At 73.1% G+C, this 24030-nt stretch carries 21 protein-coding genes and 2 pseudogenes; 12 read left to right on the forward strand and 11 right to left on the reverse strand.

What is annotated here, in order from left to right:
- Window positions 1-91: 91 nt before the first annotated feature.
- The 8 genes from AB0412_RS13240 to AB0412_RS13275 all read right to left on the reverse strand — a co-directional run bounded on the left by AB0412_RS13240 (window position 92) and on the right by AB0412_RS13275 (window position 7281).
- On the reverse strand, window positions 92-1090 hold the full coding sequence (locus tag AB0412_RS13240; protein ID WP_366402645.1) for a LacI family DNA-binding transcriptional regulator: 999 nt from the start codon (window positions 1088-1090) through the stop codon (window positions 92-94).
- A 57-nt stretch (window positions 1091-1147) separates the two neighbouring features.
- The gene (locus AB0412_RS13245) at window positions 1148-1816 is read right to left on the reverse strand and encodes a GntR family transcriptional regulator (protein WP_366402646.1); all 669 of its coding nucleotides are present in this window, start codon (window positions 1814-1816) and stop codon (window positions 1148-1150) included.
- Entirely contained in the window at window positions 1813-2814 is a 1002-nt protein-coding gene (locus AB0412_RS13250) for a proline racemase family protein (RefSeq protein WP_366402647.1), read from the reverse strand. The genes AB0412_RS13245 and AB0412_RS13250 overlap by 4 nt, the downstream gene beginning before the upstream one ends.
- Window positions 2815-2826: 12 nt before the next feature.
- A complete protein-coding gene (locus AB0412_RS13255) occupies window positions 2827-3720 on the reverse strand; it encodes a dihydrodipicolinate synthase family protein (protein WP_366402648.1) in 894 nt (297 codons plus the stop codon).
- A complete protein-coding gene (locus tag AB0412_RS13260; protein WP_366402649.1) occupies window positions 3717-5102 on the reverse strand; it encodes an FAD-dependent oxidoreductase in 1386 nt (461 codons plus the stop codon). The genes AB0412_RS13255 and AB0412_RS13260 overlap by 4 nt, the downstream gene beginning before the upstream one ends.
- A complete protein-coding gene (locus AB0412_RS13265) occupies window positions 5092-5391 on the reverse strand; it encodes a (2Fe-2S)-binding protein (RefSeq protein WP_366402650.1) in 300 nt (99 codons plus the stop codon). Before AB0412_RS13265 ends, AB0412_RS13260 begins: the two co-directional genes overlap by 11 nt.
- Entirely contained in the window at window positions 5388-6551 is a 1164-nt protein-coding gene (locus AB0412_RS13270; protein WP_366402651.1) for an FAD-binding oxidoreductase, read from the reverse strand. The genes AB0412_RS13265 and AB0412_RS13270 overlap by 4 nt, the downstream gene beginning before the upstream one ends.
- A 70-nt stretch (window positions 6552-6621) precedes the next feature.
- Window positions 6622-7281: a hypothetical protein gene (locus AB0412_RS13275; RefSeq protein ID WP_366402652.1), complete on the reverse strand. Its 660-nt coding sequence runs from the start codon at window positions 7279-7281 to the stop codon at window positions 6622-6624.
- A 223-nt stretch (window positions 7282-7504) separates the two neighbouring features.
- On the opposite strand from AB0412_RS13275, the gene AB0412_RS13280 reads away from it, so the two are divergent.
- The 3 genes from AB0412_RS13280 to AB0412_RS13290 all read left to right on the forward strand — a co-directional run bounded on the left by AB0412_RS13280 (window position 7505) and on the right by AB0412_RS13290 (window position 9145).
- Window positions 7505-8164, forward strand: coding sequence for a helix-turn-helix transcriptional regulator (locus AB0412_RS13280; protein ID WP_366402653.1), 660 nt, complete (start codon window positions 7505-7507; stop codon window positions 8162-8164).
- Window positions 8165-8195: 31 nt separating this feature from the next.
- Complete coding sequence (locus AB0412_RS13285; protein WP_366402688.1) at window positions 8196-8735, forward strand: toxin-antitoxin system, toxin component; 540 nt, start codon at window positions 8196-8198, stop codon at window positions 8733-8735.
- 173 nt (window positions 8736-8908) lie between these two features.
- Complete coding sequence (locus AB0412_RS13290; RefSeq protein ID WP_366402654.1) at window positions 8909-9145, forward strand: hypothetical protein; 237 nt, start codon at window positions 8909-8911, stop codon at window positions 9143-9145.
- Between the two features lie 47 nt (window positions 9146-9192).
- Here AB0412_RS13290 and AB0412_RS13295 read toward each other — a convergent pair whose 3' ends face one another.
- The gene (locus tag AB0412_RS13295; protein ID WP_366402655.1) at window positions 9193-9870 is read right to left on the reverse strand and encodes a 4'-phosphopantetheinyl transferase superfamily protein; all 678 of its coding nucleotides are present in this window, start codon (window positions 9868-9870) and stop codon (window positions 9193-9195) included.
- Complete coding sequence (locus AB0412_RS13300; protein WP_366402656.1) at window positions 9867-10727, reverse strand: metallophosphoesterase; 861 nt, start codon at window positions 10725-10727, stop codon at window positions 9867-9869. Before AB0412_RS13300 ends, AB0412_RS13295 begins: the two co-directional genes overlap by 4 nt.
- A gap of 321 nt (window positions 10728-11048) precedes the next feature.
- Here AB0412_RS13300 and AB0412_RS13305 point away from each other — a divergent pair.
- Window positions 11049-12089, forward strand: a pseudogene (locus tag AB0412_RS13305) (ATP-grasp domain-containing protein); the annotation flags it as partial.
- A gap of 612 nt (window positions 12090-12701) precedes the next feature.
- Here AB0412_RS13305 and AB0412_RS13310 read toward each other — a convergent pair.
- Complete coding sequence (locus tag AB0412_RS13310) at window positions 12702-14039, reverse strand: 6-phospho-beta-glucosidase (protein ID WP_366402657.1); 1338 nt, start codon at window positions 14037-14039, stop codon at window positions 12702-12704.
- Between the two features lie 257 nt (window positions 14040-14296).
- Here AB0412_RS13310 and AB0412_RS13315 point away from each other — a divergent pair, with 257 nt between their 5' ends.
- The 8 genes and pseudogenes from AB0412_RS13315 to AB0412_RS13350 all read left to right on the forward strand — a co-directional run.
- Window positions 14297-15082: an IclR family transcriptional regulator gene (locus AB0412_RS13315; RefSeq protein WP_366402658.1), complete on the forward strand. Its 786-nt coding sequence runs from the start codon at window positions 14297-14299 to the stop codon at window positions 15080-15082.
- Between the two features lie 33 nt (window positions 15083-15115).
- A complete protein-coding gene (locus AB0412_RS13320) occupies window positions 15116-16309 on the forward strand; it encodes a sensor histidine kinase (protein WP_366402659.1) in 1194 nt (397 codons plus the stop codon).
- A complete protein-coding gene (locus AB0412_RS13325; protein ID WP_366402660.1) occupies window positions 16306-16977 on the forward strand; it encodes a response regulator transcription factor in 672 nt (223 codons plus the stop codon). Before AB0412_RS13320 ends, AB0412_RS13325 begins: the two co-directional genes overlap by 4 nt.
- Window positions 16978-17105: 128 nt before the next feature.
- On the forward strand, window positions 17106-19208 hold the full coding sequence (locus tag AB0412_RS13330; RefSeq protein ID WP_366402661.1) for an MMPL family transporter: 2103 nt from the start codon (window positions 17106-17108) through the stop codon (window positions 19206-19208).
- A 309-nt stretch (window positions 19209-19517) separates the two neighbouring features.
- On the forward strand, window positions 19518-20939 hold the full coding sequence (locus AB0412_RS13335) for a glycoside hydrolase family 16 protein (protein WP_366402662.1): 1422 nt from the start codon (window positions 19518-19520) through the stop codon (window positions 20937-20939).
- 340 nt (window positions 20940-21279) lie between these two features.
- Complete coding sequence (gene zwf, locus AB0412_RS13340) at window positions 21280-22866, forward strand: glucose-6-phosphate dehydrogenase (RefSeq protein ID WP_366402663.1); 1587 nt, start codon at window positions 21280-21282, stop codon at window positions 22864-22866.
- Window positions 22863-23795, forward strand: coding sequence for a glucose-6-phosphate dehydrogenase assembly protein OpcA (gene opcA, locus AB0412_RS13345; protein ID WP_366402664.1), 933 nt, complete (start codon window positions 22863-22865; stop codon window positions 23793-23795). Before zwf ends, opcA begins: the two co-directional genes overlap by 4 nt.
- Window positions 23788-24030, forward strand: a pseudogene (locus tag AB0412_RS13350) (glucose-6-phosphate isomerase); the annotation flags it as partial. The gene opcA and the pseudogene AB0412_RS13350, both read left to right, overlap by 8 nt.

Consider the following 24030-nt stretch of genomic DNA (forward strand, 5'->3'; position numbering starts at 1 on the left):
CAAGCACCGTCGACATCGCTTCGCAAGATGTCGCGTAGAGATTGAAATTATTCGACAGAGAAGTGGATCTCAGAGACGGACGGCCGCTCGCTCAGGTCCGGGGCGCCTGCGCGGTCGACCCGCGCACCACCAGCTCGGGTTCGAACAGCAGCTCCTCGGCGGCCACGGAACTGCCGTTGATCTGCGCGTTCAGCAGTTCCACCACCGCCTTGCCCATGGCCTCGATGGGCTGCCGGACGGTGGTCAGCGGGGGCTCGGTGCAGTTCATCAGCGCCGAGTCGTCGTACCCGACCACCGAGATCTGCGACGGGACGTCGAGTCCCTTGCGCCGGGCGGCGCGTACCACCCCGAGGGCGAGGGGGTCGCTGGCGCAGATGAAGCCGGTGACGCCCCGCTCGATGAGCCGCGTGGCGGCGGCGTGGCCGCCCTCGATGGAGAACATGGCGCGGGCGACGTGCTCCTCGGGCACCTCCCCGGCGACCGCGCGGGCGGCGGCGAGCTTGCGGGCGGAGGGCACATGGTCACCGGGGCCCAGCACCATCCCGATCCGCTCGTGCCCGAGCGAGGCCAGATGGCGCCACGCCTGCTCCACGGCCACCGCGTCGTCGCAGGAGACACCCGGGAAACCCAGGTGCTCTATCGCCGCGTTGACCAGGACGACCGGGATGTTGCGCTCGGCGAGCTGCCGGTAGTGGTCGTGCGGCGCGTCGGCCTGGGCGTAGAGACCGCCCGCGAAGACGACGCCGGAGACCTGCTGCTGGAGCAGCAGCGTCACATAGTCCGCCTCGGAGACGCCGCCCCGGGTCTGGGTGCACAGCACCGGCGTCAGGCCGAGCTGGGCGAGCGCGCCGCCGATGACCTCGGCGAAGGCGGGGAAGATCGGGTTCTGCAGCTCGGGCAGCACCAGGCCGACCAGCCGGGCGCGTTCACCGCGCAGCTGGGTGGGCCGCTCGTAGCCGAGCACGTCCAGCGCGGACAGCACCGCCTGCCGGGTGGCCTCGGAGACTCCCGGTTTGCCGTTGAGCACCCGGCTGACCGTGGCCTCGCTGACCCCGACCTTCTTCGCCACCACAGCAAGTCGACGTGTCATGAGCGCAAGCGTAGCGCAAGAAACGCAAGCTGCTTGCGGAGTTGCGCAAAATTCTTGTCAACGCGCTGCCCAGAGACCTCGGACGTGCCCGAGATGGCGGGTCATCACGGCCCGTACGGCGTCCTCGTCCCGGTCGAGCAGCGCGTCGAGTATCTCCAGGTGCTCCTCGGCCGACGCCTGGAGCCGCCCCTGCTCGGCCAGCGCGGTCAGCCCGTACAGCCGCGAGCGGCGCCTGAGGTCCCGTACGACCTCGACCAGGTGCTCGTTGCCGGCGAGCGCCAGCAGCCCGAGGTGGAACCGCAGATCGGCCTCGACGTACGCGATGAGGTCCCCGGCGACGGCCGCGGTGACGATCTCCTCGGCGACCGGGCGCAGCGCCTCCAGGGCTGCGGTGTCGGCGGTCGTGGCCAGCTGGGCCGTCGTCGGCGTCTCGATCAGGGAGCGGATGTGCGTGTACTCGTCGAGCTGCCGCTCGGAGACGGCGGTGACCCGGAACCCCTTGTTGGGCACGGTGTCGACCAGGCCCTCCTTGGCGAGGTCGAGCAGCGCCTCGCGCACCGGGGTGGCGGAGACACCGAAGCGGGCGGCCAGACCGGGGGCCGAGTGGACCTCGCCGGGGCGCAGCTCGCCGGCGATCAGCGCGGCCCGCAGGGCGTCCGCGACACGCTCCCGGTAGCTCGGCTTCCGGCCGTCCAGCCGCGGCAGGACGAAATCGTCGCGGTTCACAGCACGAACCCTGCCGGGAAGGGGTCCTCGGGGTCCAGCAGGTACTGCGCGGTGCCGGTGATCCAGGCGCGGCCGGTGAAGCTGGGCAGCACGGCCGGCCGGCCCGCCACCTCGGTGGTGCCGAGCAGCCGGCCGGTGAAGCGGGTGCCGATGAACGACTCGTTCACGAACTCGGTGTGCAGGGGAAGTTCTCCGCGTGCGTGCAGCTGGGCCATGCGGGCGCTGGTGCCGGTGCCGCACGGTGAGCGGTCGAACCAGCCGGGGTGGATCACCATGGCGTGGCGTGAGTGCCGGGCGGTGGCGCCGGGGGCGTACAGGTGGACGTGGTGACAGCCGCGGATGGACGGGTCCTCCGGGTGGACGGGCTCCTCGGCCGCGTTGATCGCCTCCATCAGGCTCAGTCCGGCGGCGAGGATGTCGTCCTTGCGGGAGCGGTCGAAGGGCAGGCCGAACCGGGCCAGCGGCAGGATGGCGTAGAAGTTGCCGCCGTAGGCGAGGTCGTACGTCACCGTGCGGCCGTCGGGCAGGGTCGCCCGGCGGTCGAGGCCGACGGCGAAGGACGGCACGTTGCGCAGGGTCACCGCCTTGGCGGCGCCGCCCTCGACGGCCACCTCGGCGACGACGACGCCGGCGGGTGTGTCCAGGCGGATGGTGGTGACCGGTTCGCTGACCTCGACCATGCCGGTCTCCACCAGCACGGTCGCCACGCCGATGGTGCCGTGCCCGCACATCGGCAGATAGCCGGAGACCTCGATGAAGACGACGCCCCAGTCGCAGTCGGGCCGGGTCGGCGGCTGGAGGATCGCGCCGCTCATCGCGGAGTGCCCGCGCGGCTCGTTCATCAGCAACTGCTTGATGTGGTCCCGGTGTTCACGGAAGTACAGCCGCCGCTCGTTCATGGTGGCGCCGGGGACGGTCCCGACGCCGCCGGTGATCACCCGGGTGGGCATGCCCTCGGTGTGCGAGTCGACGGCGTGCAGGACGAGTGTGCTGCGCACGATGCCCTCTCCTTACGCGAGTCCGGCCGCGAGGGCCTTCTCGGTGGCCGCGCGCACGGCCGCGTCCTGCTCGGGCAGCAGCGGCGTACGCGGTGGACGGCAGGGCCCGCCGTAGCGGCCGGCGACGTCCATGGACAGCTTGATCGCCTGGACGAACTCGACGCGTGAGTCCCAGCGCAGCAGGGGATGCAGCTGCCGGTACAGCGGCAGCGCGTTCTCCAGGTCACCGCTCGTGGCGGCGCGCCAGAGGTCCACGCAGGAGCGGGGCAGCGCGTTGGGGTAGCCGGCCACCCAGCCCCTGGCGCCCGCGACGGCGAGTTCCAGCAGGACGTCGTCGGCCCCGGCCAAGAGGTCCAGTCCGGGGGCGAGTTCGGCGATCCGGTAGGCGCGGCGGACGTCTCCGGAGAACTCCTTCACCGCGTGGATGTGTCCCTCGCCGTGCAACCGGGCGAGCAGCTCCGGTACGAGGTCGACCTTGGTGTCGACGGGGTTGTTGTAGGCGACGACGGGCAGCCCTGCCCTCGCGACCTCGGCGTAGTGGGCGAGGACCGAACGCTCGTCGGCGCGGTAGGCGTTGGGCGGCAGCAGCATCACGGCGCGGCACCCGGCCCCGGCGGCCTGCTCGGCCCAGCGCCGGGCCTCCGCGGACCCGTAGGCGGCCACGCCGGGCATCACCCGCTCCCCGCCGACCGCGGCGACCGCCGTCTCGACGACCCGGGCCCGCTCCTCGGGGGTGAGCACCTGGTACTCGCCGAGGGAGCCGTTCGGTACGACGCCGTCGCAGCCGTTGTCGATCAGCCAGGAGCAGTGCTCGGCGTAGCGGTCGAGGTTCACGGAGAGGTCGTCGTTCAGCGGGAGGGCGGTGGCGACGAGGACGCCGCGCCAGGGGCGGTCGTGGTCGGTCATGAGGATCCTTCCTCGGAAGGGGGCGGTGTGGGTCCGGGATGCTGTGCGGCGAGGACGCCGAGCGGCACGGGGCGCGCGAACGGGCGCCGGACGGGGCTGGGTTCGCATCCGGTGAGCCCGGCGACCGCGGGCCCGCACATCCGGCCCTGGCACCAGCCCATGCCGGCACGGGTGAGCAGCTTGACGCTCCGCGTGTCGGCGGCGCCGAGCCCGACGGCCGCGCGGATCTCGCCCGCGGTGACCTCCTCGCAGCGGCAGACGACGGTGTGGTCGGTGACCTGGTCGGTCCAGCGGGCGGGGGGCGGGTAGGCGCGGCGCAGGGCGTCGGCGGCCTTCCGCTGCCGGGCGCGGGACGCGAGGGCGGCCGGTGCGGGATCGAAGGGGGTGCCGTGCAGGTGGGCGGCGACGGACCGGCCGGCGACATGCCCCTCGGCGAGGGCGAGGGGCGCGCCGCCGATGCCGGTGGTCTCGCCGGCCGCCCAGACACCGGGGACGTCCGTGCGCTGCTGGTCGTCCACGGCCACGGTGAGACCGTCGAGGCGGCAGCCCAGGGTCTCGGCGAGGTCGGTGTGCGGCAGCATGCCGTGACTCACGGCGAGCGTGTCGCAGGGCAGGTGCCGCTGGGTGCGGGACCTGACGCGGCCGTGTGCGTCGAGGGCGGCGACGGTCACGCCGGTCAGCCGGTCGTCGCCGTGGGCCCGGACGACTGTGTGGCCGGCGAGGAACGGTACCCGGTGCCGCAGCAGCCGGGCGGCGTATCGGGCTGCCTCGGGGAATCTGCCGGCGAGGGACGTGCCGTGCCGGGTCAGGTGTCCGAGGCCGGTGGACTCGACCACGGCGCCGACGGACACGCCCGCGGCGGCGAGTCCGGTCGCGACCGGCAGCAGCAGCGGCCCGGTGCCGGCGACGACGGCGGTGCGGCCGGGGACGACGAGGGCGCCCTTGAGCAGGGCCTGTGCCCCGCCCGCCGTGACCACACCGGGGAGGGTCCAGCCGGGAAAGGGCAGCACGGTCTCGTAGCCACCGGTGGCCAGCAGCAGCGTGGTGGCGTGCACCTCGACGGGCTGCTCCTGCTCGGGACCGAGCAGCGCGTGCACGACGAAGCCGTCCGAGGTCCTTTCCACGCACCACACATGATGGTCCGTGAGGACCCGCACGGTGCTCGCGGCGAGCCCGTCCCGCAGCCGCGTCCACGTGCGCCACCGGTGGTGCAGTGCCTCGGGGTGCCGGGCGCGCAGTCCGGCGGAGGGCTGCCGGTAGAACTGGCCGCCCGGCTCGGTGCCCGCGTCGACGAGGGTGACCCGGACGCCGCGTGCCGCCGCCGCGAGGGACGCGGCGAGTCCGGCCGGTCCCGCGCCGATCACCGCGAGGTCAGTGCCCACGGCCCGTCCCCTCCTGCGTGCGGATCACGTCGCCGGGGCGTGCCGGGACGAGACAGGCCCGCTGGTCCGGGCGGCCGTTGACGGTGACCAGGCAGTCGAAGCACACGCCGATGCCGCAGAAGACGCCCCGGGGTCGTCCCGCGCCGCGGGTGGTGCGCCATGAGGTGATCCCGGCGTCCCACAGCACCGCGGCGATGGTCCGGCCCGGCAGGGCGTCGAGGGGCCGCCCGTCGAAGGTGACGGTGAACGCGGGTCCGGGACGGGCCCCGGCCAGGTCCAGGGGGTTCATTCCTCGGCCTCCTGCGGCGCATCGGGAAAGCGGTCGGGGCGGAAGGGAGCGAGGGCCGGCTCGGGCCCGTGCCCCATGAGCGCGCGGGCGATCAGGTGTCCCGTGCCGGTGGCCAGTCCGATGCCCGCCCCCTCGTGGCCGCAGGCGTGCAGCAGGCCGGGGGCGCGCGGGTCGGGGCCGATGGCGGGCAGGTGGTCGGGGAGGTACGGGCGGAAGCCGGCGTAGGCGCGCAGGGCACGTACTCCGGAGAGGAAAGGGAACAGGCGGGTGGCGCCCGCCGCGAGGGCCTGTACCGCCGGCAGGGACAGGGTGCGGTCGAAGCCGACGCGTTCGCGGCTGGCGCCGATCAGGACGGGTCCGGCGGCCGTTCCCTCCACCACCGGGGACGTCTGGAGTGCGGCGGAGTCGCTGGCGACGTCGGCCACGTAGTCGGCGGCGTACACCTTGTGCCGGATGCGGGGCGGGAGGGGTTCGGTGACCAGGACGAAGCCGCGGCGGGGCAGGACGGGCAGCGTCACCCCGGCGCGGGCGGCCAGTTCGCCGCCCCAGGTGCCGGCCGCGTTGACGACCGCGGGGGCGTGCAGGTCGCCCCGGTCGGTGCGGACGCCGCGCACGGTGCCGTCGGTTCTGCACAGGACGCGGGTCACCTCACGGCCGGTGAGGAGGCGGGCGCCGGAGGCGCGTAGCAGGTGGGCGGCAGCGAGGGCGGGCATCACCTGGGCGTCCTGCGGATAGTGGACGCCGCCCGCGAGGCCGGGGGCGAGGTGGGGTTCGAGAGCGGCGAGCCGGTCGGCGGGAACGGGGTCGGCCCGTACTCCGGCGGCGCGCTGCGCGGCCGCGAACCGCTCGAGTCCGTGGAGTGCGGCCGGTGTCCCGGCGACGACGAGTCCGCCCTTGGGGTCGTACTCGATCTCCTGGCCGGCCTCCTCGGCGAGTTCGGACCACAACCGCAGGGACAGCAGGGCCAGTTCGAGCTCGGGTCCGGGGGCCTTGTCGGAGACGAGGAGGTTCCCCTCGCCCGCGCCGGTGGTGCCGCCGGCGACCGGGCCGCGGTCCACGACGATCACGTCCAGGCCCGCTCGGGCCGCGTACAGGGCACAGGCGGCGCCCGTCATCCCGGCGCCCACCACCACGACATCGCAGGTCAGCGACTCGCTCACGCCAGTACTATGTCACACAGCACAGTCGGGCAGAAGAGGGCGGAAGCGACGGGGTGAGGTGCGGCCCGGTTCAGTCCGCCGCGGGGACCACGCTCAGGTGGGAGACCGCACGACGGGGCCTGCGGGGCCTGACCGGTGCGCGGCGCGCCTCGCGCAGGACCAGGGTCAGACGGGTGCAGCCCAGGTCCTTCAGGGTGCCGGTCGTCTCGGCGACGATACGGCAGTCGGTGGCTCCCCAGCGCGGATCCGGGTGCCGCAACGGGCGTACGGCGCCGTCGTGTTCGGCGGCGCGCTCGCCGACGACGCGCAGCCAGTGCGGCAGGCCGTGCCGGTAGGCGGCCTCCATGATGGGGTCCTCGGCGATGTCGCGGCGGATGGCCTGCAGGCCGTGATCGTGGCCGTAGCGCTCGGTGGTCTGCGCGAAGTGGGCCAGCATCGGCAGGCACCAGCTGGACTCGTGATCGCCCAGCACGGTCGCGGCGTCCGGGTGGAAGAGGACGAAGCGCAGGAAGTTGTCGCCGGGCATGGCCGTCGGATGCGGGCCGACCTCCCGGAAAAGTGACCGGAAAGCACTGTTGGTGAGCAGCACGTCCCAGCGGTGGTCGACCACCAGGGAGGGGAAGGTGACGGCCTCGAGGAACGCGGCGTAGTCCTCCAGGTAGGCCTGGGCCTCGGGTGTCTCGGGGACGGGCCGCGGTGCCGGCCGCTGCCCTCCTGCCTGATATGCCATCGGGAGGTCACCCCTCTTGCCTGTGCGGCCTTGACGCGGCGCCCCGATCCTGCTGCCCGGACGCAACGCGTGTCAACTATCGTGGCATTCCGTGCCGGTTGACGGCTGAAATTGGCCACAGTTGTGGCGATGCCTGGATGTGAGTTCGATCCTGGGGCTAGTCTCCGTGAAGTTCACGGCGAACGCTTGTGAGAAGCCTGTGAGAGACATAGGAGATCTGTCGGTGACGGGTGGGGGCTTCGAGGATCCGGGCACCGCGCCGACGGCCGCGCTGTCCGCGGTCGTCGCCCGCGTCACCGCGCTCGCCGACCGGCTCGGAGTGCCGCACGCCGAGGTCTTCGACACCGGCCGGCTGTCCGTCGCCTCCGGTGTCCCGGAGCCCGTAGTCAAGGCGCTGCTGAGCGGCCGGCCCGCGGGCGAGCCCGATGTGCAGACCCGGTTCGTACAGCGGCTGGACCTGCTGCGCCGCACCCGGCTGAAGCCGAACGGGCGCCGGTACACGCAACAGGAGATCGCCGACGGCGCGGGGATGTCACGGCAGCAGGCCGGCGCGCTGATCAACGGCGACCGGCGTCCCACGATGGAGCACTGCGACGCCATCCAGCGGTTCTTCCGGGTGCACGCGGGTTTCCTCACCGCCGAGGACCCCGAGGCGCTGGCGAGCGCGCTCCAGCACACGGAGCAGGATCTGCTGCAGAAGCTCGCGGACCGCGAGCGGAAGGCGGCCGCGGCGGCCGACGACCCGCTGGAGCGGCTGCTGCAGGACCACGGGGTGCGCGGGATCGCCTGGCGAGCCGCGCAGTTGCCCACCGACCAGCACCGCGACAAGGTCGCGGAGTGGCTGGACATGCTCCTGGAGAGCGTCCAGCGGCCCGAGTCCTGACCTGGGGAGAACTGTGGGCATCGGCAGGGAGATGCGCCGCCTGTGCGGCGAGTTGGTCGCGGAGCTGACGCTTCCCGTCCCGGCGCGGCCCACGGACCTGTACGGCGCGCTGTGCGAGGCCATGAGCAGACGCCGCGGCCGGCCGGTGCTGTTCCGTACGGCGGCCTTCCCGCCCGGCACGGCGAGCGGGCTGTGGCTCGACATGGCGGACCAGGACCTCGTGGTGATCGAGGAACGCACCGCCCCGGACCACCAGTTGGTGATCCTGGGCCACGAACTGTGGCACATGACGGCCGGACACCACGGCCACCATGTCGCCGGCGCCGAGGTGGCGACCCGCTTACTGAACGAGACCTGCGACGAGGACGACCTGCGTGCCACGGTCCTGAAGGTCGCCGCGCGCACCCGGTTCGACCTGGCCGACGAGAAGGAGGCCGAGACCTTCGGCCTGCTCCTCGCCAGCAAGTGCCGTACATGGCTGGCCGGTTCGTCGCTGCGGGGTCCGGTGCAGCGGGACCACCTGGCGGGCCGCATCGAGGTGTCGCTGGGGTATCTGGGACCGAAGGGCTAGCCCGGTCGGGACGGCCGCGACCTCCGGGGCGGCCAGGGCCGGTCGGGGGCAGGCTGCGGTCGGTGGGCGCCGCGGTTCGGGGCGATTGTCAGTGGTGGGCGGCAAGCTGGAGGTGCGTGCCCCGCGTGCCGGGGGCGCGGGACCTTCGATCACGACACGGGGAGAGCCGAGCGATGCCCACCGCCGTACTGACCGACCGCGAGCGCACCGCCGTTCAGGCCTATCTGCGGCTGCTGCACACCGTGCGCGCCGCCTTCGACACGCGGACCGGACCGCCGGACGCCTTCAGGCCTCCCGTCGTGCCGCCCGCCGTGCTGGAGGAGGCGGAGGCGGCCCTGGCCCGCGCGGGACTGACCGGCAACGAGGAGGAGTTCTTCCGGATGCTGCGTGACTGGTGCCCGGAGGGCTGAGCCCGCTCCCCGCCGTACGGGCGAACCCGGCCGCGCGCCGGGCGGGTTCACCCGTGCGGCACGGCGACCGCCGTGGCGATCAGGGCCCGTTCCCCGATCCAGCGGCCCTCGAAGCGGCCGAGGCGGCGCTCGCCCACCAGCGGGCCGGGGACGAGGAGGGTGGCGCGGAACCCGCCGCGGCTGCGCTCGCCGGGGTCTGCGTACAGCTCGATGTCGGCCTCGGTGAAGTCCAGCCACTTGCCGGTGAGCGGGAACCACGCCTTGTACACGGACTCCTTGGCGCTGAACAGCAGCCGGTCCCAGTGCACCTCCGGCCGCTCGGCGGACAGCCTGCCGATCCGTACCGTCTCCGCCGGCAGGGCGACCGCGGACAACACCCCCTCGGGCAGCGGCGCGTGGACCTCCGCGTCGATGCCGAGGGAGGCGAGATCGCCGGCCCGGACCAGGGCGGCGGCGCAGTAGCCGTCGCAGTGGGTCATGCTGCCCATGAGCCCGGCCGGCCAGCCGGGGGCGCCGCGGTCCCCGGGCAGCACCGGCTGCGCGGGCACCCCGAGCTTCTCCATGGCGCGGCGGGCGCAGGAGCGCACGGCGGTGAACTCCCGGCGCCGCTTGTCGACCACCTTCGCCATGAGCGCCTCTTCCGCGGGGAAGAGCGGGGCGTCGGTGCCCTCGTCGCCGCGGGCCTCCACGACCACCACCGTCTGCGGCAGCAGCTCCTCGATCACCGGTGTTCGTCCTCTCTCGGTGCGATCCGGCGCAGCCGGCCCGGCGGCTGCTGCCGCGTACGCCACTCGCGGGGGTAGCCCACCGACACCTCCTCGAAGCGGACCCCGTCCTGCCGGGTGGAGCGCGGGATGTGCAGATGGCCGTAGACCATGGTGTGCACGGGGAACCTGCGGTGCCAGTCGCCGGTGAGCGTGGTGCCGCACCACATGGCGAACTCGGGGTGCCACAGGACGTCCGTCGGATGCCGGTGCAGGGGGTAGTGGTTGACGAGCACGACGGGCATGTCGCCCGGCAGTGCCTCGAGCCTGCGGCCGGTCTCGGCGACCCGGGCCCGGCACCAGGCCTCCCGGCTCGGATAGGGGTCGGGGTGCAGCAGATACTCGTCGGTGCAGACGACGCCGGTGCCGTGCGCGTACGCCAGGCCCTCGTCCTTGGTGCGGCAGCCGGCCGGCAGGAACGAGTAGTCGTAGAGCAGGAACAGCGGCGCCACGGTCACCGGACCGCCGGGGCCCTCCCACACGGGGTAGGGGTCCTCGGGGGTGAGTACGCCCAGCTCGCGGCAGACCTCGACGAGATGCTCGTAGCGGGCGACGCCGCGCAGGGTGACGGTGTCGCTGGGGTGGGTCCACAGTTCGTGGTTGCCGGGTGCCCACACGACCTGGGCGAACCGGCCGGAGAGTGTCTTCAGGGCCCAGCGGATGTCGTCGACGGTCTCCGCGACATCGCCCGCCACCAGCAGCCAGTCGCTGTCCGACTCGGGGTGCATCCGCTCCACGAGCGCACGGTTCTCGGGGTAGCTGATGTGCAGGTCGCTGACGGCCCACAGCTGTCCGCCCCCACCGGCCGTGGACGTCACCGGTCGCCCCCCTTGGACTCGCTCGATCCGAAACGCCGCTCGAACACCCCCACGAGATCACATCCGTGCCGCCGGAAACAAGAGCGGCCGCCCGGCGCACCCCGCTGACCGGGGGGACTCGGACAGGTGCGCCGCGGGCGGTCGTGATCGGCGTTCAGCCGTAACACGCGCGTTGCACGCCGGCCTCCGCTAAGGCCGTATGATCTGGCCGACACCACCGCCGCAGCAGCCCTTCGCCCAGGGCGGTTTGGTGACCCTTCCTTCCTCCTGCCCGGGCACGGGCCGCCGAGCCCTGCCCGCACACCGTGAAAGGCGGCCTGCATGGCCTCTCGCGTACGCGTCTGGCTCAACCGCACGTACGCGGAGAACGTGTTCTTCATGGATCAGCTGCGGCGAAATCCCAGCGATCGTGCGGTCGAGATCCACGCCACGCACGGCGACCCCGACTCCCCCGTGCTGGCCGCCGCCGACACCGCCGAGCTCGAGCCCGAGGGCCTGTCCGCGGCGGCGTACGTGGAGTACGCGCTCGCCCAGTGCGAGCGGCGCGGCATCGACGTGTTCGTGCCCCGGCTGCACCAGGCGGCGATCGTGGCGCACCGCGCCGAGTTCGAGGCGGCCGGTACGGCGCTGCTCGCGCCGACGCCCGAGGCGGTGGCCGTCTTCGAGGACAAGGTGATCGCCTACGAGGCGGTCCAGGCGATCGGGGTGCCCGTGCCGCCGTGGTGGCGGGTCCGTTCGGCGGACGAACTCCTCGCGGCCGTGGACGAGTTGGAGGGCCGGGGGTATCGCGCCTGCTTCAAGCCCGCCTCCGGTGCGGGTGGCGTGGGCTTCCGGGTGATCACCCGTACGCCGTTCTCGCTGGCGCAGCTGAACGGCTTTCCCGGCCCGCAGGTTCCGCTGGACCTGGTGCTGGAGGCGGTGCGGCGGGCCGACGAGCCGGTGGACTGGCTGGTGATGCCGCGGCTGGAGCAGCCGGAGGTGTCGGTGGACTGTCTCACCGGGCCCGACAACCGGATCCGGCTGGCGGTCGGGCGCACCAAGAACGGCCGTCGCAGGGGTTTCACCCTGCACGAGCAGTGGCTGGAGCCGGCCCGGCGGATCGCGGAGGGCTTCGGTCTGCACCACCTGTCCAACATCCAGTTCCGGATGCTGGGTGACCGGCCGGTGCTGATGGACGTCAACACGCGTCCGGCCGGCGGGCTGCACCAGCTGGCGCTGTGCGGGGTGAACGCACCGTGGGCCGCGGTCCGGCTGGCGCTCGGCGACGACCCGGGCGAGCTCACGCCGCCGTTCCTCGGCCAGGACTACACGGTGGTCGCCGGTCCGCGTCCGCTGCGTCCGGTGACATTGCCGCACCAGCGGGCGGAGGCGGCGGTGTCGTCCTCGCGACCGCCGGCCTCGCAGGTGAGCGCCGCGTCCCCGGGCCCGTCTCCGTCGCCCGTGAGTACCGGGTCCGTTGGCCCGTCTCCGTCACCTCTGACTTCCGGTACCTCTGCCCCGTCTCCGTCACCTCTGACTTCCGGTACCTCTGCCCCGTCTCCGTCACCTCTGAGCGCCGGTCCCGCTGCCCCGACACCCTCGCCGTCGCCCTCGCCGTCGCCCTCCCCACTCGCCGGCGTCCCCTCTGCCTCGTCGCCGGCGCCGGCGCCGTCCGCGCTCGCCGGCGTCCCCTCTCCCCCGGCGCCGTCCGCGTCAGCGCTCGGCGCCGTGCCCGCGCCCGCGGCGCCCGTGGAGCCCATGAGCGGGACCGCCGGCACCGACCAGTCCGCCGCTCCCGTCTTTTCTCCATGATTTTTTCGCGGAGGGTGTATCAGGCGGCCGGCCTGGTGCTCTTAACAGTGCGAGGCGCCGGGGGGCGCTCCGGGGGGAAGCACGGGGGAACGGGGGGCTCGGGTCGGTCGGCCGCTGTCACGGGGGGCGACCGGCCGACCCGATGCGCACGACGGCGCACCCCGGACAGGCCGGGCTGTATGGCTACGTGAGATAGGCCAGCCCCGGATGGACGGCCCTGTAGCCGTCGACGAGCCTGCGGGCCACGTTCACGGAGTCGACGAGCGGGTGCAGCGCGAAGGCCTTCACCGCGGTGCTGCGCGAGCCCGACTCCGCGGCGGCCAGGATCTCCCGCTCGACCGCCTTGACCGCGCACACCAGTCCGGCTGCGTGCGCCGACAGCGGGTCGGCGGTGACGGGGTGCGCGCCGTTCGCGTCGACCAGGCACGGCACCTCCACGACGGCGTCGGCGTCCAGGGCGGAGAGGGTGCCGCGGTTGCGGACATCGAGGATCAGGGTGGTGCGCTCGTCGCGGTCGATGGCCCGCATCAGGGCGAGGGCCACCTTCTCGTAGCCGCCGGACAGGTCGTCCTCGTCGCGGTCGCCGGCGCCCGCCGCCTCGCGGTTCTCGGCCATGTAGGTGGCCTCGCGTTCGGCGCGGGTGCGGTTCCACAGGTCCAGGGCGGGGGCGTGCGGGTCGGCCATCTCGGCGTAGAACCGGGCCTGCTGGTCGTGCAGGAAGGCGCCCCGCGTGCGCTCCGCGCCGCGGTAGGCGGCGACGGTCTCCCGGTTGAAGTAGTAGTAGTGCAGGTACTCGTTGGGGATCGCGCCGAGGGTCCGCAGCCAGTCGGCGCCGAACAGCCGGCCCTCCTCGAAGGAGCCGAGCAGCTGAGGGTCGGCGAGCAGGCGCGGCAAGAGGTCGTGTCCGTCGACGCGCAGGGCGCGTACCCAGCCGAGGTGGTTGAGACCGGCGTAGTCGATCCACGCCCGGTCCGGGTCGGCGCCCAGCACGCGGGCGATGCGGCGGCCGAGGCCGACGGGTGAGTCGCAGATGCCGATGACGCGGTCGCCGAGGTGGCGGGACATGGCCTCGGTGACCAGGCCCGCGGGGTTGGTGAAGTTGATGACCCAGGCGTCGGGGGCGAGCCGGGCCACCCGCCGGGCGATGTCGACGGCGACGGGGACCGTGCGCAGGCCGTAGGCGATGCCGCCCGCGCCGACCGTCTCCTGACCGAGGACCCCCTCGGCGAGGGCGACCCGCTCGTCCTGAGCGCGGCCCTCCAGGCCGCCGACACGGATCGCGGAAAAGACGAAGTCGGCGCCGCGCAGCGCCTCGTCGAGTTCGGTGGTGACGGTGACCTCGGGCGCGTCGGGCCGGCCGGCGGCCTGCTCGGCGAGGACCCGGCGCACGGCGGAGAGCCGACCGGCGTCCACGTCGTGCAGCACGACCTCGGTGACCCGCCCCTCGGCGCGGTCGCCGAGCAGAGCCCCGTACACCAGCGGCACGCGAAAGCCGCCACCGCCCAGAATCGCCAGCCTCACGTCCGCACCCTTCCCACGCCGCCGACGTGCACCTTAACGCGCCGCCACCGCCTCCTCGGCGTCGTCCACGGACGCCCGCACCCAGGGTCTTGCGCGGCGCCGGCCACCCGGGCCACGCTCACCCGGTCCACCACCGCCCGCACGCACCACGCACACCCGGCCCGCCATCATCCGCACGCGCCCAGGTCGCCGCCGTCCCACGCCCGGCCCCCTCCGACTCAGCTGACAGTCCCCGCCCCCGTCCGAAAGCCACCCCCGTGACCCACTCCTCCGCCCCCGACCGGCTGCTCGCCGTCCTCGCCGCCTTCGATCACGAGCATCCGGCGCTGACCCTGACGGACATCAGCCGCCGGGCAGGGCTCACGCTGACCACCACGCACCGGCTGGTGGGGGCGCTCGGCCGGTGGGGTGCGCTCGAGCGGGACGCGGCCGGGCGGTACCACATCGGGCTGCGGCTGTGGGAGCTGGCCGCGCTCGCCCCGCGCGGGCTCGCCCTGCGGCAGGTGGCGCTGCCGTATCTGGAGGACCTGTACGAGGCGACGCACGAGAACGTGCAGCTCGCGGTGCGCGACGGGAGCGAGGTCGTCTACACCGAGTGGCTGTCGGGCCGCTCGGCGGTCGGGGTGCACATCCGGGTCGGCGCCCGCTGGCCCCTGCACGCCACCGGTGTCGGTCTGGCCCTGCTCGCGCACAGCGATCCGGGCTTCCAGGAGGAGTACTGCGCGGGCCCGCTCGCCGCCTTCACCCCGTACACCGTCACCGACCCGGTGCGGGTGCGGCGGATGCTCGCCGAGGTGCGCCGTTCGGGGGTCGCCGTGAGCGACCGGCAGGTCACCGAGGACGCCCTGTCGGTGGCCGCGCCGGTGCGCGGACCGGACGGCTCGGTCACCGCGGCCGTGTCGGTCGTGGTCCCGCACGCCGACGCCCAGGTCCCGGTGCTGGTCCCGGCACTGCGGCTGGCGGCCCGCGGCATAGCGAGGGCGCTGGGCTGGCAGCCGGATATCCCTCTCACCGGTGAGGACCGCTCCGCCGGGCGCTCGTGATACTGGAGCGGCCCCCGCCCCGAGGAGCCGCTGATGTCCTTCCGGAACGCCCTCACGCCCGTCGTCACCCGGTGGCGCACGGCGAATCCGTACGCCGTGGACGCGGCGCTCGCCGCGCTGGTGCTGTTCGCGGTGTCCCTGCAATGGATCTTCCCGTCCGAGGGGGACGAGCGGCTGACCTGGCGGGGCTGGCTGATCGGTGCCGCCACGGCCGTCCCGCTGATCTGGCGGCGGCGGGCGCCGTTCGCCACCGCGTGCGTGGTGTCGGTGGCCACCCCGGTGCAGGCGGTGTACCACGCGCCCCCGCCGGATGTGATGTACGGCGGGATGGTCGCCCTCTACACGATCGCCGCGCAGGGCAGACGCTGGGAACGCAGGCTGATGCTGGTGGGGTGGCTGATCGGGGTGGTCGTCACCATGCACCACAAGGACGGCGAGCGGGCCTACGAGTACGCCTTCCAGCTGATGAGCGTCGTCTGCGCCTACGCCCTCGGGATGCTGGCCCGCGTGCAGCGCGCCTACACCGCCGAACTGGAGGACCGGGCGGGGCGGCTGGAACGGGAGAGGGCCGCGGACACCGCGCGGGCCCGTGCCGAGGAGCGGGCCAGGATCGCCCGCGACATGCACGACATCCTGGCCCACGCGGTGAGCCTGATGGTGGTGCAGGCGGAGGCCGGTCCGGTCGTGGTGCGCAAGGATCCGGAGCGCGCGGAGGCCGCGTTCGACACCATCGCCTCGACCGGCCGGGACGCGATGGCACAACTGCGGCGCATTCTGGGCGTGTTGAAGGAGGAGCGGCCGGGGGAGGCGGCCGGGCGGCTGCCGCAGCCGGGGGTGGCGGCGCTGCCCGGGCTGGTGCGGCAGGTCGGGCAGTCGGCCGGTCTGCGCACCGAGTTGCGCACCAGGGGCGAGCCGCGCCCGCTGCCCCCGGACACGGAGGTCGCCGCCTACCGTGTGGTCCAGGAAGCCCTCACCAATACGGTGAAGCACGCGTACGCTTCCTGCGCGACCGTGCAACTGGACTGGGCGGAGGACTGTCTGATGCTCACGGTGACCGACGACGGGCGGGGTCCGTCCGTGTCCGGCGGCGGGCACGGGCTGATCGGCATCCGGGAGCGGGCCGCCGCCTGCGGTGGCAGCGCCGAGACCGGCAGCGGCCCGGACGGCGGCTTCCGGGTCGTCGTACGGCTGCCCGTGTCCGTCGGCCGGCCCGCGGCCCTCGGGTGAGCATCCGGGTGGTCGTCGCCGACGACCAGGAGCTGGTGCGCGCGGGGTTCGGCATGATCCTGGACGCGCAGGACGACATCGAGGTGGTCGCCGAGGCCGGTGACGGCGAGGAGGCGGTGGCGGCGGTGCGCCGGCACGCTCCCGACGTGCTGCTGCTCGACATCCGCATGCCGGTGATGGACGGCCTGGAGGCGGCGCGGCGGGTGTGCGCGCAGTCGGACTGCAAGGTCGTCATGCTGACCACCTTCGACCTGGACGAGTACGTGTACGACGCGCTGTACGCGGGTGCCAGCGGGTTCCTGCTGAAGGACGTGCGCCGTGACGACCTGGTGCACGCGGTGCGGGTGGTCGCGGCCGGTGACTCGCTGCTCGCGCCGACGGTGACCCGGCGGCTGGTCGCGGACCTCGTGCGGCGGCGCCGGGAGCAGGCCGCCGCCGAGTCCGCCACCCCGCAGCGCCTGGACGCCCTCACCGCGCGTGAGGTGGAGACGCTGCGTCTGCTGGCGCGGGGGCTGTCCAACGCGGAGATCGCCACGACCCTGTTCGTCAGTGAGCACACGGTCAAGACGCATGTGAGCAACGTGCTGAGCAAACTCGGTCTCAGGGACCGGGTGCAGGCCGTGATCTGCGCGTACGAGTCGGGTCTGGTCACCCCGGGATCCCCCTGACGGGTGAGTCCGGCCCGCGCCTCCCCCGCACGGGCGAGGCCCGCGAACCGCTCCCGTCGGCGATCCGGCAGCACCCCGTCCGGCACGAGTCTGAGGGCGTCACCGACTCACACTCGCCGGGAGGGACCGTGCTCCTCGCACTCGCCCGGGCGGCTACTCGCCGCCCTCTGACCGTGATGCTCCTGTGGGGGCTGTTTCTGCTGCTCGGATTCGGGCTGGGGACGGGCGTGTTCGCGCGGCTGTCCGACAATGTGGCCGAAGTGCCGGGAACCGAGTCCGAGTCGGCCGCCCGGTACCTGGACCGGGCGGATCCGGCCGGCGACTCGATCACCGGCGTGGTGGCGGGCACCGCCGTCCGCGATCCGGAGCTGCGCGCCGAGGTCGAGCGGACGGTGGCGGACCTGCGCGACATCGCCGGGGTCGCCGCCGTACCGGATCCGTACGCCACGCGCGGGCTGACCGCCGAGGACGGGCGGGCGCTGCTGGTCTCGGTCACCCTGGCGGGCGGGCTGGAGGACGCGGCCGAGGAGCGGACGCTGGACGCGGCGGTCGAGCGCATCAAGGAGATCGACGCCCCCCACGTCCATGTGAGCGGCGGCCCGCTGCTCGGGGAGCAGCTCGGCGAACGGGCCCAGCAGGACGTGAAGAACGCCGAGTTGATCTCCTTGCCGGTGGTGCTGGCGCTGCTGCTCGTGGTGTTCGGCGGGCTGCGCTCGGCGCTGCTGCCGCTGCTGGTGGCGGTGAGCGGGATCGCGGGGGCGTTCCTGGCGCTGTTCGCGTTCAGCGAGGTCACCGACATCTCCGTGTACGCGATCCAGGTGACGACGATGCTGGGGCTCGGGCTCGCGGTGGACTACGCGCTGCTGATGCTGGTGCGGTTCCGTGAGGAGCGCCGGCACACCGAGGACGTCGTCGAGGCGGTGCACCGTACGGTCGCCGCGGCCGGGCGGACGGTGCTGTTCTCGGGGCTGACGGTGGCGGTCAGTCTGACCGGGCCGCTGGTGTTCCCGAGCGTGTTCCTGCGCAGCATGGGGCTGGCCGTCGCCGCGGTGGTCGTGGTCGACATGCTGGCCGCGCTGACCCTGCTGCCCGCGCTGCTGGCGCGGTTCGGCGGGCGGATCGCCCCGGCGAAGGCACGGCCGGAGGGCGCGGAGGGGCGGCTGTTCGGGCGCATCGCCGCCTTCGCGGCCCGGCGCAGGATCGCCGTGCTGGCCGTGGTGGTCCCGGCGCTGCTGGTGCTGGCGCTGCCCGTGTCGGGGATGCGGATCGCCGTCGGCGACGCCCGGCAGCTGCCCACGGACACCGAGGCGCGGCAGCTGTACGACATCGTCGGCGACCATTTCCCGCCGGGCACCGGGGTCTCGCCCATCAGTGTCGTGGTCGAGCCCGGCACCGACGCCGCGACCGCGGACCGGATCCGCGCCCTGTCGCCTGGCGCCGTGACCCGGGAACTGCCCGGCGGGGCCGCGGTGATCGAGGTCCGGCCGCCCGGCGAGGCCGACGGCGCGGCGGCCACCGAACTGGTCGAACGGGTACGGGAACTGCGCGGTGACGAGCCGGTCGAGGTGACGGGCGTGGCCGCCCGACTGGTGGACTTCCGCGCGATGCTCGCCGACCGGGCGCCCTGGGCGGTCGTGACCGTGCTCGGCGGGATCCTGCTCCTGCTGTTCGCGTTCACCGGCTCCGTGCTGCTGCCGCTGCGCACGATCGTGACCACCCTGCTCAGCCTGGGCGCCGCGCTGGGCGTGGTGGTGTGGGTGTTCCAGGACGGTCATCTGGCCGGGCTGCTGGGCGCCGAGGGTCTGGGCGCGCTCAGTCTCACCGCGCCGCCCCTGATCGTCGCGATCGCGTTCGGACTCGCCATGGACTACGAGCTGTTCATCCTGGCGCGGATGCGCGAGGCACGGCAGCACACCGGCGACGAGCGCGAGGCCGTGGTGACGGGACTGCGCCGCTCCGGCCGCGTGGGCACCTGCGCGGCCCTGCTGCTCGCCGTCGTCTTCGGCGCCTTCATGACGGGTGGTTTCTCCCCGATCCTGCAGATCGGCCTCGGCCTCACCCTGGCCGTCCTCATCGACGCGACGATCGTCCGCATGCTCCTCGTCCCGGCCACCATGGCCCTGCTCGGCCGCCGCGCCTGGTGGGCCCCGGCACCGTTGCGCCGGGCGCACGAGCGCATCGGGCTGCACGAGGAGGAGACGCCGCGGCCGAGGGTGCCGGAGAAGGTCTGAGCGGACCGGGCCCGTCCCGCGGGCGCGCAGTCGAACGGTCGAGCGCGAGGGCAGGCGCGGCGCCCGGGGAACCGTCCCCGGGCGCCGCGTCCGGCGTCCCCGTGGGCGAGCACAGCGCGCTTGCCCCCATTCGCACCCTTCATGAGCTGAACTCACCGATCCCGCAAGGACTTTCTCGGTTACACCTCTTGACGACCGAAGGGGCACGGAGCACATTGGCGGCACCCTTGAGAGCGCTCTCAGAACGGCGACCGGCGCTCGCAGGGCACTCCCCGCATTCGGCCATCCGTACCCGAGAGGCATCCCCACATGAGTGACACCTCCGGCACACCACGCACCACTCGTACCTCTCGCAGACCCCGACACCGCCCCGTGCGACGGGCCCTGCTCGCCGTCGTCAGCACGCTCGGCCTCGCGGCGGCCGCCGCGACCGTCGGCACCCCGTCCGCCAGCGCCTCCGCGCCGCCTCCCCCGTCGGGCTGGAACCAGCTCTTCGTCGACGACTTCGACGGGCCCGCCGGCAGCGGTGTCGACACCTCCCGCTGGCAGTACGCGACCGGCAAGGGCTACCCGGGCGGCCCCGCCAACTGGGGCACCGGTGAGATCGAGACGATGACCTCCAGCACGGACAACGTCTCCCTCGACGGCAACGGCAACCTCCGGATCACCCCGCGCCGCGACGCCGCCGGCAACTGGACCTCGGGCCGTATCGAGACCAACCGCACCGACTTCGAGCCCCCGTCCGGCGGAAAGCTGCGCGTCGAGGCCCGTATCCAGGTGCCGAACGTCACCGGCGCCGCCGCCAAGGGCTACTGGCCGGCGTTCTGGATGCTCGGCGCCCCCTACCGCGGCAACTACTGGAACTGGCCGGCGGTCGGCGAGCTGGACATCATGGAGAACACGCAGGGCCTGAACACGGTGTTCGCCACGATGCACTGCGGCACCGCACCGGGCGGTCCCTGCAACGAGAACAGCGGCATCGGCAGTTCGACCACCTGCCAGGGCACGACCTGTCAGGCCGGCTTCCACACGTACCGGATGGAGTGGGACCGCTCGGCGAGCGTGGAGGAGATCCGCTTCTACCTCGACGGCACCAACTTCCACACCGTGCGGGAGAACCAGGTGGACGCCACCACGTGGTCGAACGCCACGGACCACGGATACTTCATCATCCTCAACGTGGCGATGGGCGGCGGCTTCCCCGACGCCTTCGGCGGCGGTCCGGACGCCGGCACCCAGCCCGGTCATTCCATGCTCGTCGACTACGTGCAGGTGCTCACCTCAGGAGGCGGCGGCACCACTCCGCCGCCGAGCGGCAACCGCGACGCCTACGGCACCATCCAGGCCGAGTCCTACGACGGTCAGTCGGGCGTCATGACGGAGACCACGGCGGACTCGGGAGGCGGCCAGAACGTGGGCGCGCTCGCGAACGGCGACTGGCTGCACTTCAAGGGCGTGAACTTCGGATCGAACCCGGCCCGGCAGTTCTCCGCCCGCGTGGCGAGCGGCGCGGCGGGCGGCGTCAGCGGACTGGTCGAGGTGCGCCTGGACAGCCGCGGCAACGCGCCCGTGGGCAGCTTCGCGGTGGCCAACACGGGCGGCTGGCAGTCCTGGCGGACGATCCCGGCGAACATCAGCTCCGTGACGGGCACGCACGACGTGTATCTGACCTTCACCAGCGGCCAGCCGGCCGACTTCGTCAACGTCAACTGGTTCACCTTCGCCCACTGATCCACCCCCCACACCGGCCCTCCCCGGCCGGACAGAAGGGGGCCCCACGCACGCGTGGGGCCCCCTTTCTCGTGCGTCCGCCGCCCGGACGGGGGCATCACCGCAGGTCAGGCGATGATCCGACGCGTTCCGGGGACGGCGGGGAGTTAGAGTCGAAACATGCCGACATACCGGGCGCAGACGGTCTCCCGCAGGGACCGGCGAACAGGCCGGAAGTGAAGGATCCGGCATACCGGGACACCCTGTATGGGAGGAGCTGATCGTGCCGGGCCGTGCACCCGCGGCGCCGGAGGCTCGACGCGGTGACGAAGTCGCTGGACGACAAGGGAGTTGACGCCCGATGACCGACGAGACGACCCAGGATCCGGTGGATGCCGGTGCGGTGCCACCCACCGCACCGGCGGCCGGCTGGTCGAATCCGCTGCGGGACGCCCAGGACCGCCGGCTGCCCCGGATCGCGGGCCCGTCCGGGCTCGTCATCTTCGGCGTGACCGGTGACCTGTCCCGCCGGAAGCTGATGCCCGCCGTGTACGACCTCGCGAACCGCGGGCTGCTGCCGCCGGGCTTCTCCCTGGTGGGCTTCGCCCGCCGGGACTGGGAGGACCAGGACTTCGCACAGGTGGTGCACGACGCGGTCAAGGAGCACGCCCGCACCCCCTTCCGCGAGGAGGTCTGGCAGCAGCTCTCCGAGGGCATGCGGTTCATCCCGGGCGACTTCGACGACGACTCGGCGTTCAAGCAACTGCGCGCGGCCGTCGAGGAGTTGGACCGGTCCCGCGGAACCAGCGGCAACTACGCCTTCTATCTCTCCGTACCGCCGAAGTTCTTCCCGAAGGTGGTCCAGCAGCTGAAGCGGCACGGGCTGGCCGACAGCCCCGAGGGCGCCTGGCGGCGTGCGGTGATCGAGAAGCCGTTCGGGCACGATCTGAAGTCGGCCGAGGAGCTGAACGCGATCGTGCACGAGGTGTTCGATCCGGAGCAGGTCTTCCGCATCGATCATTACCTGGGCAAGGAGACCGTCCAGAACATCCTGGCACTGCGCTTCGCCAATCAGATGTTCGAGCCGATCTGGAACCGGTCCTTCGTCGATCATGTCCAGATCACGATGGCCGAGGACATCGGCATCGGCGGCCGGGCCGGCTACTACGACGGCATCGGCGCCGCCCGCGACGTCATCCAGAACCACCTGCTCCAGCTGCTCGCCCTCACCGCGATGGAGGAACCGGCCGCCTTCGACGCCGGCTCGCTGCTCACCGAGAAGCTGAAGGTCCTGCGGGCGGTGCGGCTGCCGAAGGACCTGGGCCGGCACACTGTGCGCGGTCAGTACGCGGCGGCCTGGCAGGGCGGCACGAAGGTGCGCGGCTATCTGGAGGAGGACGGCATCGACCCGGCCTCCGTCACCGACACCTACGCCGCGATCAAGCTGGGCATCGACAACCGCCGCTGGGCGGGCGTCCCCTTCTACCTGCGCACCGGCAAGCGGCTCGGCCGCCGGGTCACCGAGATCGCGGTGGTCCTCCAGCGGGCGCCCCACTCCCCCTTCGACACCACGGCCACCGAGGAACTCGGGCAGAACGCCATCGTCATCCGGGTGCAGCCGGACGAGGGCATGACGGTGCGGTTCGGCTCCAAGGTGCCGGGCACGTCGATGGAGATCCGGGACGTGACGATGGACTTCGCCTACGGCGAGTCGTTCACCGAGTCCAGCCCGGAGGCGTACGAACGGCTCATTCTGGATGTCCTCCTGGGGGATGCCAACCTGTTCCCCCGTCACCAGGAGGTGGAAGAGTCCTGGAGGATCCTCGACCCGATCGAGGAGTACTGGGCGTCTCACGGCACACCCGCGCAGTACGCCTCGGGCAGCTGGGGACCCGCGGAAGCCGACGAGATGCTCGCACGAGACGGACGGAGCTGGCGCAGGCCATGAAGATCGACCTGACCGACACCACGGCAAGCAAGATCAACAAGGCGCTGGTGCAGGGCCGCCGCGCGATCGGCACCCCCGCGGTGGGGATGGTGCTGACGATGGTGATCGTCACGGACGAGGAGAACGCCTACGACTCGATCAAGGCGGCCGAGGAGGCCTCGCACGAACACCCCTCCCGCACCCTGGTCGTCATCAAGCGGCACGCCCGCACCCCGCGCGAGCGCACCCACCCGCGGCTGGACGCGGAGGTCCGCGTCGGATCCGAGGCAGGCACCGGCGAGACCATCGTGCTGCGCACCTACGGCGAGGTGTCCGAGCACGCCGACTCGGTGGTGCTGCCGCTGCTGCTTCCCGACGCGCCGGTGGTGGTGTGGTGGCCCGCGGACTCCCCCGACAACCCCTCGAAGGACCCGCTGGGCGCGCTGGCCCAGCGCCGCATCACGGATCTGTACGCCGCCGAGCACGCCCTGGAGGCCCTGCAGACCCGGGCCCGCACCTACGCGCCCGGCGACACCGACCTCGCCTGGACCCGGCTGACCCCCTGGCGTTCGATGCTGGCCGCCGCCCTCGACCAGGCCCGGCTGAAGGTGACCTCGGCGGCCGTGGAGAGCGAGGCCGACAACCCGAGTGCGGAGCTGCTGGCCCGCTGGCTCGAGGCCCGGCTGAAGGTGCCGGTGGAGCGGGTGGAGACGCCGGGGCCGGTGGTGACGGGCGTCCGCCTGGGCACCGTCGACGGCGAGATCGTCATCGACCGGCCCGAGGGCCCGCTGGCCACGCTGTCCCTGCCGGGCCAGCCCTCCCGCCGGCTCGCCCTGAAGGTCCGGCCCACGTCCGAGCTCATCGCCGAGGAACTGCGGCGCCTGGACGCGGACGAGATGTACGCCGTCGCCCTGCGCGGCGAGGCCGAGGGGATCCCCGCCCATGCCTGACACCCCCGTGCCGACCCGGCGCCCCGAGTGGGCCGCCCTGGACGACCACCGCGCGGACGCCCTGCCCCGGCCGGACCTGCGCGAGCTGTTCGCCGCCGACCCGTCCCGCGCGGAGCGCTATGTCCTGCGCGTGGGTGATCTGTACATCGACTACTCGAAGCATCTGGTGACCGACGAGACGCTGGCGTTGCTGCGGGAGCTGGCGGTGGCGACGGATGTGTTCGGGTTGCGGGAC

The sequence above is a fragment of the Streptomyces sp. NPDC052012 genome (assembly GCF_040689265.1).
GTDB lineage: Bacteria > Actinomycetota > Actinomycetes > Streptomycetales > Streptomycetaceae > Streptomyces.